Source organism: Cellulomonas sp. KU4C (assembly GCF_056868065.1).
Genome location: NZ_CP200322.1, coordinates 2,845,787 through 2,862,150, shown reverse-complemented (window position 1 = coordinate 2,862,150; position 16,364 = coordinate 2,845,787). Strand labels below are relative to the sequence as shown.

Genomic DNA, 16,364 nt, shown 5'->3' with positions numbered 1-16,364 from the left:
CGCGCAGGCACGCGCAAGGCCCCGCAGCGACGTGCTGCGGGGCCTGGCGACGACGTGGGTCGGAAGGGGACGCCTCAGCGCACCCCGCCGCCGCGACGCGCACGGAGCGACGCCAGGGCCTCGTCGAGGATGGCCTGCCCGTCCTCGGTTGAGCGGCGCTCCTTCACGTAGGCCAGGTGCGTCTTGTAGGGCTCGTTGCGGACCGGGGACGGCGGGTTCGCCTCGTCCTGGCCGGCGGGGTACCCACAACGCGGGCAGTCCCAGGTCTCGGGGGCCTCGAGGGCCGCCTCCTCGGCGAAGCTCGGCCGGGTCTCGTGGCCGTTCGCGCACCAGTACGAGATCCAGATCCGCGGGGCGGCGTCGCCGCGCTCGGCCTCGCCCATGGGGCCCGCGCCGACGCGCGAACCCCGGATCGCACTTCCGCTCGCCATGCTGGTCGCTCCTCAGCTCACGCGCTCGACGAGGCCGAGCAGCACGATGACGATCGCCCAGACCAGGCTCACGCCGATGGTGATCCGGTTCAGGTTGCGCTCGGCGACGCCCGAGCTGCCGGCGCTGCTGGTGATGCCACCGCCGAACATGTCCGAGAGCCCGCCGCCCTTGCCCTTGTGCAGCAGGACGAGCGGGATGAGCAGCAGGCTCGCGCCGACCAGGACGACCTGGAGGGCGATGGTGAGGGCGGTCACGGCGTGTCTGACTCTCTCGGTTCGCGGACCCGGCCCTGACCGGGACGGGGGTGTGACGGGGTGGAGCGGGCGGTGCGGGGTCCAGGGTAGGCGACGCGACGCGCCGGAATCCAGCACGACAGGCCGGTCGTCGGCCCCACCGCCGGGTCGGACGGGGTGCGCACGGTCGCGAGGAACGCGCGCACCCCGTCCGAGGTGAGCCGGTGGCGTCAGGCGCCGGCGCGGAAGAGCGCGATCTTCGCGAACTCCTCGGCGTCGAGCGACGCGCCGCCGACGAGGGCGCCGTCGACATCGGCCTTCCCGATGATCTGCGCGGCGTTGCCGGACTTCACCGAACCGCCGTAGAGCACGCGGACGGCCTCGGCGACCTCGGTCGAGTACAGCTCGGCGAGCTTGCCGCGGATGGCCTCGCAGACCTCCTGGGCGTCCTCGGGGGTGGCGACCTCGCCGGTGCCGATGGCCCAGACGGGCTCGTAGGCGACGACCACGGTCTTCGCCTGCTCGGCGGTGACGCCGGCGAGCGAGCCCTCGAGCTGGGCGAGCGTGTACGCGACGTGCTCGCCGGCCTTGCGGACCTCGAGGCCCTCGCCGACGCACACGATCGGGACGATGCCCGCACCGAAGGCCGCGACGGCCTTGGCGGCGACGACCGCGTCGGACTCGCCGTGGTACTCACGACGCTCCGAGTGGCCGACGGCGACGTAGGTGACGCCGAGCTTGGCGAGCTGCGCGGCCGAGACCTCGCCGGTGTAGGCGCCGGACGCGTGCTGCGACACGTCCTGGGCGCCGTAGCCGATCGCCAGCTTGTCCGCGTCGACCAGGGTCTGCACGGAGCGGATGTTGGTGAAGGACGGCAGGACGACGACCTCGACGTCCGAGAAGTCGTGCTTGGCGTCCTTCAGGGTCCACGCGAGCTTCTGGAGCAGGTGCACGGCCTCGTGGTGGTCGAGGTTGAGCTTCCAGTTGCCCGCGATCAGGGGGGTACGTGCCATGTGGATCAGGCCTCCAGGACCGCGATGCCGGGGAGGGTCTTGCCCTCGAGGAGCTCCAGCGACGCGCCGCCGCCGGTCGAGATGTGGCCGAAGCCGGCCTCGTCGAAGCCGAGACGACGCACGGCCGCGGCCGAGTCGCCGCCGCCGACGATGGAGAAGCCGTCGGTGTCGACGAGCGCCTGCGCGACGGCCTTGGTGCCGGCCGCGAACGCGTCGAACTCGAAGACGCCCATCGGGCCGTTCCAGGCGATGGTCTTCGCACCGAGGATGGCCTCGCGGAACAGCTCGCCCGACTTCGGGCCGATGTCGAGGCCCATCTTGCCGGCCGGGATCTTGTCCGCGTCGACGGTCTCGTGCGGGGCGTCGGCCGCGAAGCCGTCCGCCGCGACGACGTCGACGGGCAGGACGATCTCGACGCCCGACTCCTGCGCCTGCGCGAGGTAGCCCTTGACGGTCTCGACCTGGTCCTGCTCGAGGAGCGAGGCGCCCACCTCGTGGCCCTGGGCCTTGAGGAAGGTGAACATCATGCCGCCGCCGATCAGCAGCTTGTCGGCCTTGGTCAGCAGGTTGGCGATGACGCCGAGCTTGTCGGAGACCTTCGAGCCGCCGAGCACGACCACGTAGGGGCGCTCCGGGTCCTCGACGGCCTTGCGCAGCGCCTCGACCTCGGCGAGCACGAGCGTGCCGGCCGCGTGCGGCAGGCGCAGCGCGACGTCGTAGACCGACGCCTGCTTGCGGTGCACGACGCCGAAGCCGTCGGACACGAACGCGTCGGCGAGCTGGGCCAGCTCGTCCGCGAGCTCGCCGCGCACGGCGTCGTCCTTGGACGTCTCGCGGGCGTCGAACCGGATGTTCTCGAGCAGCGCGATCTGGCCGTCCTCGAGCGCGGCGACGGTGGCCTTGGCGGAGTCGCCGACCACGTCCTGCGCGAGCGTGACGTCCTGGCCGAGCAGCTCGCCCAGGCGGGCCGCGACGGGGGCCAGGCTGTACTTCGCGTCCGGCTCGCCCTTGGGGCGGCCGAGGTGCGCGGTCACGACGACGCGGGCGCCGGCGCCGAGCAGGCGCTGCAGCGTCGGCAGGGCGGCGCGGATGCGGCCGTCGTCGGTGATGGTCGTGCCGTCGAGCGGCACGTTGAAGTCGGAACGGACCAGCACGCGCTTGCCGCGCAGGTCGCCGAGGTCCTCGATGGTCTTCATGCTCTCCTACTTCGCTTCCGTGCCGCCGACGTCGCCGACGACCCTGGCTCCTACATGGCAGCGTCCGCGGACGCCGGGGTCGTGAGCCGACCCCGGCGTGCGCGGACGCATGACCGTCGCTACGGACGGACGAGTGTCAGAGACGCTCGCCGACGTAGCTGGTGAGGGCGACGAGGGAGTTGGAGTAGCCCCACTCGTTGTCGTACCAGGACACGACCTTGACCAGGTCGCCCGACACCTTGGTGAGCTTGGCGTCGAAGATGCTCTGGTGCGGGTCGGTGACGATGTCGCTGGAGACGATCTCGTCCTCGACGTAGGACAGGATGCCCTTGAGGGGACCCTCCGCAGCGGCCTTGACCGCGGCGTTGACCTCGTCGACCGTGACCTCGCGCGAGGCGGTGAAGGTCAGGTCGGTGGCGGAGCCGGTGATGGTCGGCACGCGCATCGCGAAGCCGTCCAGCTTGCCCTTGAGCTCCGGCAGCACGAGCGCCACGGCCTTGGCCGCACCGGTCGAGGTCGGGACGATGTTCTGCGCGGCGGCGCGGGCGCGGCGGAGGTCCTTGTGGGGGCCGTCCTGCAGGTTCTGGTCGCCGGTGTAGGCGTGGATCGTGGTCATGAGACCACGCTCGATGCCGATCGCGTCGTTGAGCGCCTTGGCCATCGGGGCCAGGCAGTTCGTGGTGCAGGACGCGTTGGAGATGATGTGCTGCGTCGCGGCGTCGTAGTCGGTGTGGTTCACACCCATGACGAAGGTCGCGTCCTCGTTCTTCGCCGGGGCGGAGATGATGACCTTCTTGGCGCCGGCGGCGATGTGCGCCTTGGCCTTCTCGGCGTCGGTGAAGAAGCCGGTCGACTCGATGACGATGTCGGCGCCGAGCTCGGCCCAGGGGAGGTTCGCCGGGTCGCGCTCCGCGAGGGCGCGGATGTTCTTGCCGTCGACGATGATGTTGTCGTCGTCGAAGCCGACGCTCAGCGGGAAGCGGCCCAGCACGGTGTCGTACTTGAGCAGGTGCGCGAGCGTCTTGTTGTCCGTCAGGTCGTTGACGCCGACGATCTCGATGTCGGCGCCCGACGCCACGATGGCCCGGTAGAAGTTGCGCCCGATGCGGCCGAAGCCGTTGATGCCGACCTTGATGGTCACTTGCCCTCCTCGGCACGCGCCGGCAGGGCCGGCACACACTGTTGCGGTGATGGACTGCGCACGCCGCTGTGCGCTCCCGGAAACCCTGCGGTCACACGAACTTGACTCACCTGAGGTCTCCGGATGGCCTCCAGCCTATACCCGAGCGGGCACCGGTGCAGGGACCTAGGTCTGGCCGCGGACCGGGCGCCGCGTGGTGCGCGGACGCGACCGGTCCGCCGTGGCTAGAGGTCGAGCAGGTCGGGGCTGAGGCCCGACTCCGTGTCGGGGATGCCGAGGTCCTGGGCGTGCTTGTCCGCGGTGGCGAGCAGACGGCGGATCCGACCGGCGACCGCGTCCTTGGTCAGCGGCGGGTCGGCCAGCTTGCCGAGCTCCTCCAGCGACGCCTCCTTGTGCGCGAGCCGCAGCTCGCCAGCCTCGCGCAGGTGCTCCGGGAAGCTCCGCGCCGAGGATCTCGAACGCGCGCTCGACCCGCGCCCCCGCCGCGACCGCCGCGCGGGCGGACCGGCGCAGGTTGGCGTCGTCGAAGTTGGCCAGCCGGTTCGCGGTGCCCCGGACCTCGCGCCGGACGCGGCGCTCCTCCCAGACCAGCAGCGTGTCGTGGGCGCCGAGCCGCGCGAGCATCGCGGCGATCGCGTCGCCGTCGCGGATCACGACGCGGTCGATGCCGCGCACCTCGCGGGCCTTCGCCGAGATCTGCAGGCGACGCGCGGCGCCGACCAGGGCCAACGCGGCCTCGGGCCCGGGGCAGGTGACCTCGAGCGCCGACGACCGGCCCGGCTCGGTGAGCGAGCCGTGCGCGAGGAACGCCCCGCGCCACGCCGCCTCGGCCTCCTGGGCACCGGCGGCGACGATCTGCGGGGGCAGCCCGCGGACCGGCCGGCCGCGGTTGTCCAGCAGGCCCGTCTGGCGCGCGAGCGACTCGCCGTCCTTGACGACGCGCACGACGTAGCGGTTGCCGCGACGCAGCCCGCCGCCGGACACGACGATCACCTCGGACTGGTGCCCGTAGACCTCGGCGATGGCGGTGCGCAGCCGCCGGGCGGCGGCGCCGGTGTCCAGCTCGGCCTCGATGACGATGCGACCCGAGATGATGTGCAGCCCGCCCGCGAACCGGAGCGTGGCCGACACCTCGGCCTTCCGGCACGACGTCTTGTCGACCTGGAGCCGCGCAAGCTCGTCCTTCACCTGTGCCGTCAGAGCCATGCCGTCATCCTGCCATCCTCCGGGGGCGCCCGGACCCGCCTCCGCGCTCCGTCACCGCGCGCTCCCCCGGCCGGTCGGCGGCTCGACGTCACCCAGGTGCCCCTCGACGACGTCGCTGATCGCGGCCGCGAGCCGCAGGGGGTCGTGGCGCGGGGTGCCGTCGCCGCGGCGCACCTGGCGCAGCAGCAGGCGACCGCCGGCGGCGCGGGTCCGGGCCTCGAGCTCGTCGACGTCGTCCACGGAGCCCGGGTCGGCGATCACGGCGTCCACCCGCAGGTCGGGCGCGTGCTGCCGGAGCGCGTCCAGGTGCTCGCACGGCCCCATGCCCGCGGTCTCGGCGTCCGCGTCGAGGTTGAGCACGAGGATCCGCCGGGCGGCGGTCCGGTGCAGCGCCGCCGCGAGGTCGGGCACCAGCAGGTGCGGGATCACGGAGGTGTACCAGGAGCCGGGCCCGAGGACGACCCAGTCGGCTGCCTCGACCGCGGCGACCGACTCGGGCAGCGCCGGCGGGCGCTCGGGCACCAGCCGGACGGCGACGATCCGGTCGCGCGCCACGGCCACCTGGCTCTGACCGCGCACGACGCCGGTGGACCCGTCGGCGCGCACGACGTCGGCCTCGATGGCCAGCGGGACCGCCGCCATCGGCAGCACCCGCCCCCGGGCGCCGAGCAGCCGGCCCACCCAGTCCAGGCCGTCGACGGTGTCGCCCAGCAGCTCCCACAGCGCGACGATCAGCAGGTTGCCCACGGCGTGCTGGTCGAGGTCGCCCGCCGAGGTGAACCGGTGCTGCAGCACGTCCCGCCAGGTCCGGCCCCAGTCGGAGTCGTCGCAGAGCGCGGACAGGGCCATCCGCAGGTCGCCCGGCGGCAGCACGCCCAGCTCGTCGCGCAGCCGGCCCGAGGAGCCGCCGTCGTCCGCGACCGTCACCACGGCGGTCAGCCGGTCGGTGACGCGCCGGAGCGCGGCCAGGGTCCCGGACAGGCCGTGGCCCCCGCCGAGGGCGACGAACGCGGGCCGGTGGTCGCCCGTCCCGGTCATTCCTTGCCGAGGTCCCGGGCCGCGACGGTGACGCGCTGGCCGCGGGCGCGCAGCCGCTCGGCGATCGCCTCGCTGATCGCGACGGACCGGTGCTTGCCGCCGGTGCAGCCCACCGCGACGGTCACGTAGCGCTTCTCCTCCGCGAGGTAGCCCGCGAGGACCGGCTCCAGGGCGTCCACGTACCGGTCGACGAACTCCAGCGCGCCGGGCAGTCCGAGCACGTAGTCGCGCACGGGCGCGTCCCGGCCGGACATGTGCCGCAGCTCGGTGATCCAGTACGGGTTCGCGAGGAACCGGACGTCGACGACGTGGTCCGCGTCGAGCGGGATGCCGTACTTGAAGCCGAACGAGATGACGTTGACCCGCAGCACGTCCTCCTGCTCGGAGGTGGACACCGCGGCCCGGACGATCCGCCCGAGCTCGTGCACGTTCGTCTCCGAGGAGTCGATCAGCACGTCGGCGCGCTCCCGGATGTCCGACAGCAGCGCGCGCTCGGCGGAGATGCCGTCGAGGATCCGCCCCTCGCCCTGCAGCGGGTGCGGGCGCCGGACCTGCTCGTAGCGGCGGACCAGGACCTCGTCGGAGGCGTCGAGGAACAGGATCCGGTAGTCGACGCCGGACTCGCGCAGCTGGGCCAGCACCGCCAGCAGGTCCGCGAAGAACTCCCGACCGCGCACGTCGACGACCGCGGCGATCCGCAGGTCCGCGCTGGGCGGGCCGCCGTGGGTGAGCATGCCGACGAGGTGCGTGAGCATCTGCGCGGGCAGGTTGTCGACGACGTACCAGCCCATGTCCTCGAGCACGGCGCCCGCGCGGGTGCGGCCCGCGCCGGACATGCCGGTGATGATCAGGACGTGGGGCTGCTGGAGGTGGGGCGCCTCGGTGGCCGCCTCGATCGCCGGGATGCCCTGGGGGACCGTGATCGGCGAGATCTCGTCGCTCATGACCCCAGCATGCCAGCCGGACCGGCACCCGGCGTGACCGGCGCGGGCGCGGCCCCCGCCGGCGCGGCCGACTCCCCGGCCAGCGCGGCGACGACGGCCGCGGCGGTCCGCTCGCCCATCCCGGGGACCGACGCGATCTCCTCGACCGTGGCGGCCCTGAGCCGCTTCACCGAGCCGAAGTGCTTGAGCAGGGCCGCCGACCGCGCGGGTCCGAGCCCGGGCACCCCGTCGAGCACGGACACGGTCATGCCCTTGCTGCGCTGCTTGCGGTGCGCGGTGATCGCGAACCGGTGCGCCTCGTCGCGGACGCGCTGGAGCAGGTACAGGCCCTCGGAGGAGCGCTGCAGGATCACCGGGTAGTCCTCCCCCGGCAGCCACACCTCCTCGAGGCGCTTGGCCAGGCCGCAGAGCGCGACGTCGTCGATCCCGAGCTCGGCGAGCGCGGCCGCGGCGGCGGCGACCTGCGGGGGTCCGCCGTCGACCACGACCAGGTTCGGCGGGTAGGCGAACCGCTGCGGCTTGCCCGTGGTCTCGTCGACCGGACCGGACCGCACGGGTCCGGCGTCGGTGTCGGCCAGCGCCGCGGCGACCTGGTCCTCGCCGAGGCCGATCTCGAGGTCCCCGGCCTGCTCGCGCTCCGCGAGGTAGCGGCGGAACCGGCGGGTGATGACCTCGTGCATCGCCGCGGTGTCGTCGCGCGCACCGGTGCCCTCGGGCCCGCGGATGCTGAACCGGCGGTACTCGCTCTTGCGGGCCAGCCCGTCCTCGAACACGACCATCGACGCGACCTGGAAGGTGCCCTGGTTGTGCGAGACGTCGTAGCACTCGATGCGCAGCGGCGCGGTCTCGAGGCCCAGGGCCTCCTGGATCTCCTGGAGCGCCAGGCTGCGGGTGGTGAGGTCGCCGGCCCGGCGGGTGCGGTGCAGGACCAGGGCGTGCTCGGCGTTCTTCAGCACCGTCGCGGCGAGCTCGTGCTTCTCGCCGCGCTGCGGGACCCGGACCTGCACGCGGCTGCCGCGCAGCCCGGTCAGCCAGGTCTGCACCTGGTCGACGTCGGGCGGCAGCACCGGCACCAGCACCTCGCGGGGCACGGACCCGGCGGTCGCGCCGTCGCCCGCGGGCGCGTCGCCGTAGACCTGCTGGAGCAGGTGCTGGACGAGCTCGGCGTCGGTGACGTCCTCGACCTTCTCGACCACCCAGCCGCGCTGGCCGCGGATCCGGCCGTCGCGGACGTGGAACACCTGGACCGCGGCCTCCAGCTCGTCGCCGGCCAGCGCGAAGATGTCCGCGTCGGTGCCGTCGGACAGCACGACGGCGTTCTTCTCGGTGGCCCGCTGGAGCGCGGCGATGTCGTCGCGGAGCCGGGCGGCGCGCTCGAAGTCGAGGTCGGCCGCGGCCTCCTTCATCCGGGCGGTGAGCCGCTTGGTGAACCGCGCGGTGTCCCCCGCCATGAAGTCGCAGAACTCCTCGGCGAGGACGTGGTGGTCCTCCTCCGAGATCTTCCCGGTGCACGGCGCGGAGCACTTGTCGATGTACCCGAGCAGGCACGGGCGGCCCTGCTGCCGCGCGCGCTTGAACACGCCCGCCGAGCAGGTCCGGACCGGGAACACCCGCAGCAGCAGGTCGACGGTCTCGCGGATCGCCCACGCGTGCGCGTACGGGCCGAAGTACCGGGTGCCGGGCCGCTTGGCGCCGCGCATCACCTGGACGCGCGGCACCTTGTCCGCCAGCGTCACCGCGAGGTACGGGTACGACTTGTCGTCGCGGTACTTGACGTTGAACCGGGGGTCGAACTCCTTGATCCAGGAGTACTCGAGGGACAGCGCCTCGACCTCGGTGCCCACGACGGTCCACTGCACGGACGCGGCCGTGGTGACCATCTGGTGGGTGCGCGGGTGCAGCCCGCCGACGTCCTGGAAGTACGAGCTGAGGCGCTGGCGCAGGCTCTTGGCCTTGCCGACGTAGATGACCCGGCCGTGCTCGTCGCGGAACCGGTACACGCCGGGCTGGTCCGGGATCTCCCCCGGCGCCGGGCGGTAGGTCGCGGGGTCAGCCATGCGCACCACCGTAGTTCGGGCCCGCCGCCCCGACGCGCGCGGGACGTCGGTACCGTGGGCCGATGGGACTCCTGCACCAGTACGCCGCCGACGTCGTCTGGACCGGGGCCGGCGACTCCGGCACCACGGGGTACGCGACGTACGGCCGCGACCACGAGATCCGCGTGGCCGGGAAGCCGACGGTCCTCGGGTCCGCGGACCCGGCGTTCCGCGGCGACCCGACGCGGCACAACCCCGAGGAGCTGCTCGTCGCGTCGCTGTCCGAGTGCCACATGCTCTGGTTCCTCCACTTCGCCGCCACGTCGGGCGTCGTCGTCGTCGGCTACGCCGACCGGGCCACCGGGACCATGCGGGTCGAGGCGGCGGGGCACGGGCAGTTCACCGAGGTGATCCTGCGACCCGCGGTGACGGTGCGGGCCGGGGCGTCCGTCCCGGGGGCACCGGGCGGAGCCGGGCTGGACGCCCAGCTCGCGGACCTGCACCGCCGGGCGCACGAGCACTGCTTCATCGCGCGGTCGGTGACGTTCCCGGTGCTGACCGAGCCGGCGCCCGCGGTCCTGGAGACCACGGGCACCGACCCGGCCTGACGCCGGACCGCCGCCGACCGACGCGGGGTCAGGCGCTCACGCGCTCCTGGGCGGGGTCGTCGAGCACCTCGGCGAGGAACGTGCCGGTGTGGCTGGCCGCGACCCGCGCGATCTGCTCCGGCGTGCCCTGCGCGACGACCGTGCCGCCACCGGAGCCGCCCTCGGGCCCCATGTCGATGACCCAGTCGGCGTTCTTGATGACGTCGAGGTTGTGCTCGATGACGATGACGCTGTTGCCCTTGTCGACCAGGCCCTGGAGCACGCCGAGGAGCTTGCGGATGTCCTCGAAGTGCAGGCCGGTGGTCGGCTCGTCCAGCACGTAGACCGTGCGCCCGGTCGAGCGGCGCTGCAGCTCGGTCGCGAGCTTGACGCGCTGCGCCTCGCCGCCGGACAGGGTCGGCGCCGGCTGGCCGAGCCGCACGTACCCGAGGCCGACGTCGACGAGCGTGGTCAGGTGCCGGGCGATGGCGGGCACCGCGGCGAAGAACTCCGCGGCCTCCTCGATCGGCATGTCCAGCACCTCGGCGACGGTCTTGCCCTTGAAGTGCACCTCGAGCGTCTCGCGGTTGTAGCGCGCGCCGTGGCAGACCTCGCAGGGGACGTAGACGTCCGGCAGGAAGTTCATCTCGATCTTCAGGGTGCCGTCGCCCGAGCACGCCTCGCAGCGTCCGCCCTTGACGTTGAACGAGAACCGCCCGGCGGTGTAGCCGCGGACCTTGGCCTCGGTGGTCTCCGCGAACAGCTTGCGGATCCGGTCCCACACGCCCGTGTACGTCGCGGGGTTGGACCGCGGGGTGCGGCCGATCGGGCCCTGGTCGACGTGCACGACCTTGTCGAGCTGGTCGAGGCCGGTGATCCGCTTGTGCCGGCCGGCCACGCGGCGGGCGCCGTTCAGCTCGTTGGCCATCACGGTGTAGAGGATCGAGTTCACCAGGGTGGACTTGCCGGAGCCGGAGACGCCGGTGACCGCGGTGAACGTGCCGAGCGGGAACGAGACGTCCACGTTCTGCAGGTTGTGCTCGCGGGCGCCGTGCACGGTGACCTGGCGCTTCTTGTCGACCTTGCGGCGCTTCGCGGGCATCGGGATCTGCCGACGCCCCGACAGGTACGCGCCCGTCACGGACTCGCGGGAGTCGAGCAGGCCCTGCAGGTCCCCGGAGTGCACGACCCGGCCACCGTGCTCGCCCGCGCCGGGGCCGACGTCGACGATCCAGTCCGCGGTGCGGATGGTGTCCTCGTCGTGCTCGACGACGATCAGCGTGTTGCCGAGGTCCCGCAGCCGGGTGAGCGTGTCGATGAGGCGGCGGTTGTCGCGCTGGTGCAGGCCGATGCTCGGCTCGTCCAGCACGTAGAGCACGCCGACCAGGCCGGAGCCGATCTGCGTGGCGAGCCGGATGCGCTGGGCCTCGCCGCCGGACAGCGTGCCGGCGGCCCGCATCAGCGACAGGTAGTCGAGGCCGACGTCGAGCAGGAAGCCGAGGCGGGCCTGGATCTCCTTGAGCACCTGCTCCGCGATCTGCCGCTCGCGCACGCCGAGCTCGAGCGTGTCGAGGAAGTCGCGGGCCTCGCGGATCGGCAGCGCGCAGACGTCGGCGATCGACTTGCCGCCGACGAGCACGGCCAGCACCTCGGGCTTGAGGCGGGTGCCCTCGCACACGGGGCACGGCACCTCGCGCATGAAGGCCTCGTACTTCTCCTTGCTCCACTCGGAGTCGGTCTCCGCGTGGCGGCGCTCGAGGAACGTGATGACGCCCTCGAACCCGGTGGAGTACTGCCGCTCACGGCCCCAGCGGTTCTTGTACTTGACGTGCACCTTGTGGTTCTCGCCGTGCAGCACGGCGAGCTTGGCGCGCTCCGGCAGGGCGCGCCACGGCACGTCCATCGAGAAGCCGAGGTCGTCGGCCAGCGCGGTCAGCACCCGCTCGAAGTACTCCGAGGAGATCTGGGCCCACGGCGCCACGGCCCCGTCGCGCAGCGACAGGTCCTCGTCGGGGACGATCAGCTCGGGGTCGACCTCGAGGCGCGAGCCGAGGCCCGTGCACTCGGGGCAGGCGCCGTACGGCGCGTTGAACGAGAACGTCCGGGGCTCGATCTCCTCCAGCGTGAGCTGGTGGTCGTTCGGGCACGCGCGGTTCTCGGAGAACCGGCGCTCGCGCTCCGGGTCGTCCGCGTCGGCGTCGACCATCTCGACCACCAGCAGGCCGCCGGCGAGGCCGAGGGCGGTCTCCACCGAGTCGGTCAGCCGGCGCTGCACGCCCTCGCGGGCGACCAGGCGGTCGACGACGACCTCGATGTCGTGCTTGAGCTTCTTCTCGAGCGTCGGGGGCTCGGCCAGCTGGACGACCTCGCCGTCCACGCGGGCACGGGCGAAGCCCTTGGCCTGGAGCTTCCTCGAACAGGTCGGCGTACTCGCCCTTGCGGCCGCGGACCACCGGCGCGAGCACCTGGTACCGGGTGCCCTCGGGCAGCTCGAGCAGCCGGTCGACGATCTGCTGCGGCGTCTGCGCGGTCACGCGCTCACCGCACACCGGGCAGTGCTGCGTCCCCGCGCGGGCGAACAGCAGGCGCAGGTAGTCGTAGACCTCGGTGATGGTGCCGACCGTCGACCGCGGGTTGCGGTTGGTCGACTTCTGGTCGATCGACACCGCGGGCGACAGGCCCTCGATGAAATCGACGTCGGGCTTGTCCATCTGGCCGAGGAACTGCCGCGCGTACGCGGACAGCGACTCGACGTACCGCCGCTGCCCCTCCGCGAAGATCGTGTCGAAGGCCAGCGACGACTTGCCGGACCCGGACAACCCCGTGAAGACGATGAGCCTGTCCCGGGGCAGATCCAGGTCGACGTTGCGCAGGTTGTGCTCGCGGGCCCCCTGGACCACCAGTCGATCGTTCACGCGCGCCATGCTACGGCCGACCACCGACAGGCGCACATGTGTTCGAACGGTGCGCACGGCCCGACGGGCGGCCCCGGGACCTCTCCCGTGCGGCGGCACGGCTGGTCACCGCATGATGAGGCGGTGACCGCACCGTCCGCGTCCCCGCCGTCCGTGACGCAGCCCACGCCCCCGCCCGCGACGGGAGCCGGCCCGACGCCCACCCCCATCGGCGACTACGCCGTCCTGGGTGACGGCCGCACCGCCGCGCTCGTGTCCCGCGCCGGGTCGGTCGACTGGCTGTGCCCGTCGCGGTTCGACTCCCCCGCGTGCTTCGCCGCGCTGCTCGGGCGCCCGGAGCACGGGCGCTGGCTGCTGGCGGTCGAGGACGCGACCCGCGTGACGCGCCGGTACCTCGGCGACTCGTTCGTGCTCGAGACCACGGTCGAGACGCCCACCGGCACGGCGGTGCTGCTCGACGCGATGCCGCTGGGCGACGACCGCTGCGACCTGGTCCGCCGGGTGACCGCGACCCGCGGCACCGTGCGCGTCCGGCACGAGTGGGTGGTCCGGTTCGGGTACGGCCGGGTCGAGCCGTGGGTGCACCGGGTGCGGGACCCCGACGGCGTCGAGGTCATCCGCGCCGTGGCGGGCCCGGACAGCGTCGTGCTCCGCGGCGACCGGCTGCCCCGCCCGTACGGCCGCGCGCACACCGACGCCTTCACGCTCGACGAGGGCGGGTCCGTCGAGCTGGCCCAGACCTGGGTACCGTCCTGGCAGCCGGTGCCGCGGGCGCCGCGGGGCGCGCACCGGATCGAGGCCACCGAGGAGCGCTGGGGCCGGTGGGCGCGCGCGTCCCGGTACACGGGCACGTACCGCGACGCGGTGGTCCGGTCGCTGCTGGTGCTGCGGCTGCTCACCGACGAGCAGACCGGCGGGATCGTCGCGGCGGCCACGACGTCGCTGCCCGAGGACCCGGGGGGCGAGCGGAACTGGGACTACCGGTACTGCTGGCTGCGCGACGCGGCCATGACGCTCGAGGCGCTGCTCGAGCACGGCTACCGCGACGAGGCGCAGGCGTGGCGGCAGTGGCTGCTGCGCGCAGTCGCGGGCGACCCCGCGGACATCCAGATCATGTACGGCGCCGACGGCAGCCGGGACCTGCCCGAGCGCACGCTCGACCACCTGCCCGGGTACGCGGGCTCGCGGCCGGTGCGGGTCGGCAACGCGGCGGTCGGGCAGGTGCAGAACGACGTGCTCGGCGAGGTGATGGCCGCCCTGCACCTCGCCCGGGCAGCGGGCGTCGCCGAGGGCGCCGACTCCTGGTCGCTGCAGCGGCACCTCGTCGACCACCTCTGCCGCACCTGGCGCAGCCCCGACAGCGGGATCTGGGAGGTCCGCGGAGGTCCCCGGCACTTCACGCACTCGAAGGTGATGGCCTGGGTCGCGTTCGACCGCGCGGTGCGCGCCATCGAGGAGCACGGGCTGCCGGGCCCCGTCGAGCGCTGGCGCGCGGAGCGGGACGCCGTGCACGCCGACGTCCTCGCGCACGGCTGGGACGCCGACCGGGGCACGTTCGTGCAGCACTACGGCGCGACCCACACGGACGCGTCGCTGCTGCAGCTGGTGCTGGTCGGGTTCCTGCCGGCCGACGACCCGCGGCTGGTCAGCACCGTGGCGGCGGTGCGCGCCGAGCTCGAGGTCGCCCCCGGTCTGCTGCTGCGCTACCGGACGGACCGCACCGACGACGGGCTGCGCGGCACGGAGCACCCGTTCCTGGCCTGCACCGGGTGGCTGGCCGACGCGCTCGCGCGGCAGGGGGACGTCGCGGGGTCCACGCGGGTGCTGGACGTGCTCACCGGTCTGGCCACCGACGTCGGCCTGCTCGCGGAGGAGTACGACCCGGCGACCCGGCAGATGATCGGCAACCTGCCGCAGGCGCTGTCCCACCTCGCGCTGGTGCGGGCGGTGCAGAGCCACGACGCCGCCACGGACGGGTGACGCGGCGCCCCGGACGGCCCTGACCGGTATGGACGCATCCGTCCGGCGTTGACCGCTTCTGCCATAGTGACGCACAGGATCTGCACATCACGCGAAGGGACATCCATGTCGAACGACGGCACCGCCACGCCGGAGCCCGGCCAGGAGCCGGACGGCGCCGCGCGGCCCGCCCCGGACCAGGGCACCGAGCCGCCCGCCGCCCCGGCGCCCTCCGGGTACGAGGCCACCGGAGCCACCGGTCCCGCGCCCTCCGGCTACGAGGTGCCCTCGAGCACCACGCCGACCGAGGCGTACCCGACGCAGGACGCCCCCACGCAGGCGTTCCCGCGCACGGGCGACACCCCGACGCAGGCGTACCCCACCGCGGGGTACCCGAGCCCCGGCCAGCCCACGGGCTCCGCCGGTTGGCCGAGCCCCGGCCAGCCCGCGCCGTCCTCCTCGGGTCAGCCCGGTCCGGGCCAGCCGTGGGCGCCGCAGCCCGCGCCGGGCCAGCCCGCCGCCGGCCAGCCGTGGGCGCCACAGCCCGCCCCGGGCGCCGCGCCCGCCGCCTCCGACGCCGACCAGCCCGCGAGCAGCCCGTACGGCGCACCCGCGGCGGGCGCGTCCGCCGGCACCGGCCCGCAGGGCTACCCGCAGCCCGGCACGTCCCAGCCCGGCAGCCCCCAGCCCGGCGGCTACGGCCAGGGCGGCGGCTACCCGCCCCCCGGCACGCCCTACGGCGCCGCCCCGTACTCCCCCGGCCAGTACCCCGGGCCGCCGCCCGCGTCGACCACGGACGGGGTGTCGATCGCGGCGCTCGTCACCGGCATCCTCGGCATGGGCCTGATCCCGATCGTCCTCGGCGTGCTCGGCCTGCGCCGCACCAAGCAGAACGGCACCCAGGGCAGGGGCTTCGCGATCGCGGGCATCGTGCTCGGCGGCCTGGCGATCCTCGCCACCATCGGGCTCACGGTCGCGATCATCCTCGGCATCTCGGCGGCGAACGACCGCATCGACGACCTGCGCGACAGCTGCGCGTCGGGCGACATGGCGGCGTGCGACGACCTGTACCGCACTTCGGACGTCGGTTCCGACGAGGAGGAGTTCGGCCTGACCTGCGGCGGCCGCACCGACGGGACCGTGTCCTGCACCGGCCTCGAGGACGGCTTCACGTACGGCGACAACGCCGAGCTCGACACGCTGTGGGACGCCTGCGAGGCCGGCGACGGCGCGGCGTGCGACGAGCTGTACTCCTCCGCCCCCGGCGGCTCCGAGTACGAGGAGTTCGGCCGCACCTGCGCCGGCACCGCGGACGGCACGACGTACTGCGACTCGGGCCTCACCGAGGACCCGGCGACCGAGGACCCGGGCACCGAGGACTCCGGCACCGCGACGGGCGACGGCTACGGCACCGACCCCGAGCTGGACGTGATGTGGGACGCGTGCGCCGCCGGCGACGGCGCCGCGTGCGACAACCTGTACTGGGAGTCCCCGGCCGGTTCGGCGTACGAGGACTTCGGCATCACCTGCGGGAACCGGGTCGAGTTCGCGGCCAGCTGCGAGGAGGAGCTCGCCGCGGCGGGCTGATCCCCGAGCACGGCACCACAGCACGCCACGACGCGGGCCCCGGGACGCACCGTCCCGGGGCCTTCGTCATGCCGGGC

At 73.7% G+C, this 16,364-nt stretch carries 11 protein-coding genes and 2 pseudogenes; 3 read left to right on the top strand and 10 right to left on the bottom strand.

Features of this window, described 5'->3' with window-relative positions:
* Window positions 1-74 precede the first annotated feature (74 nt).
* The 9 genes and pseudogenes from AC1VL8_RS13480 to uvrC form a co-directional block, all read right to left on the bottom strand.
* Window positions 75-431, bottom strand: coding sequence for an RNA polymerase-binding protein RbpA (locus AC1VL8_RS13480; RefSeq protein ID WP_389228498.1), 357 nt, complete (start codon window positions 429-431; stop codon window positions 75-77).
* 12 nt (window positions 432-443) lie between these two features.
* Window positions 444-686: a preprotein translocase subunit SecG gene (gene secG / locus AC1VL8_RS13475; protein ID WP_389228495.1), complete on the bottom strand. Its 243-nt coding sequence runs from the start codon at window positions 684-686 to the stop codon at window positions 444-446.
* 209 nt (window positions 687-895) lie between these two features.
* On the bottom strand, window positions 896-1,678 hold the full coding sequence (gene tpiA / locus AC1VL8_RS13470; protein ID WP_483075507.1) for a triose-phosphate isomerase: 783 nt from the start codon (window positions 1,676-1,678) through the stop codon (window positions 896-898).
* A gap of 5 nt (window positions 1,679-1,683) precedes the next feature.
* Window positions 1,684-2,874 (bottom strand): phosphoglycerate kinase, encoded by a 1,191-nt coding sequence (locus AC1VL8_RS13465; protein ID WP_389228489.1) that lies wholly within the window; start codon window positions 2,872-2,874, stop codon window positions 1,684-1,686.
* A gap of 136 nt (window positions 2,875-3,010) precedes the next feature.
* Window positions 3,011-4,015 carry a type I glyceraldehyde-3-phosphate dehydrogenase gene (gene gap / locus AC1VL8_RS13460; protein WP_389228486.1) on the bottom strand — a complete coding sequence of 335 codons (1,005 nt, stop codon included), beginning with the start codon at window positions 4,013-4,015 and terminating at the stop codon, window positions 3,011-3,013.
* Window positions 4,016-4,239: 224 nt separating this feature from the next.
* Window positions 4,240-5,221: pseudogene (gene whiA / locus AC1VL8_RS13455) on the bottom strand (DNA-binding protein WhiA).
* 51 nt (window positions 5,222-5,272) lie between these two features.
* Window positions 5,273-6,259 carry a gluconeogenesis factor YvcK family protein gene (locus tag AC1VL8_RS13450; RefSeq protein ID WP_483075506.1) on the bottom strand — a complete coding sequence of 329 codons (987 nt, stop codon included), beginning with the start codon at window positions 6,257-6,259 and terminating at the stop codon, window positions 5,273-5,275.
* Window positions 6,256-7,203 carry an RNase adapter RapZ gene (gene rapZ, locus AC1VL8_RS13445; protein WP_389228477.1) on the bottom strand — a complete coding sequence of 316 codons (948 nt, stop codon included), beginning with the start codon at window positions 7,201-7,203 and terminating at the stop codon, window positions 6,256-6,258. The genes AC1VL8_RS13450 and rapZ overlap by 4 nt, the downstream gene beginning before the upstream one ends.
* Complete coding sequence (gene uvrC / locus AC1VL8_RS13440) at window positions 7,200-9,260, bottom strand: excinuclease ABC subunit UvrC (protein ID WP_483075505.1); 2,061 nt, start codon at window positions 9,258-9,260, stop codon at window positions 7,200-7,202. The genes rapZ and uvrC overlap by 4 nt, the downstream gene beginning before the upstream one ends.
* Window positions 9,261-9,322: 62 nt before the next feature.
* Here uvrC and AC1VL8_RS13435 point away from each other — a divergent pair, with 62 nt between their 5' ends.
* Window positions 9,323-9,847: an OsmC family protein gene (locus tag AC1VL8_RS13435; RefSeq protein ID WP_483075504.1), complete on the top strand. Its 525-nt coding sequence runs from the start codon at window positions 9,323-9,325 to the stop codon at window positions 9,845-9,847.
* Between the two features lie 28 nt (window positions 9,848-9,875).
* Here AC1VL8_RS13435 and uvrA read toward each other — a convergent pair.
* Window positions 9,876-12,750: pseudogene (gene uvrA, locus AC1VL8_RS13430) on the bottom strand (excinuclease ABC subunit UvrA).
* Between the two features lie 144 nt (window positions 12,751-12,894).
* Between uvrA and AC1VL8_RS13425 the strand changes: the two are divergent.
* The gene (locus tag AC1VL8_RS13425; protein ID WP_483076252.1) at window positions 12,895-14,721 is read left to right on the top strand and encodes a glycoside hydrolase family 15 protein; all 1,827 of its coding nucleotides are present in this window, start codon (window positions 12,895-12,897) and stop codon (window positions 14,719-14,721) included.
* A gap of 105 nt (window positions 14,722-14,826) precedes the next feature.
* A complete protein-coding gene (locus tag AC1VL8_RS13420; protein ID WP_483075503.1) occupies window positions 14,827-16,287 on the top strand; it encodes a DUF4190 domain-containing protein in 1,461 nt (486 codons plus the stop codon).
* The last annotated feature ends 77 nt before the right edge of the window (window positions 16,288-16,364 follow it).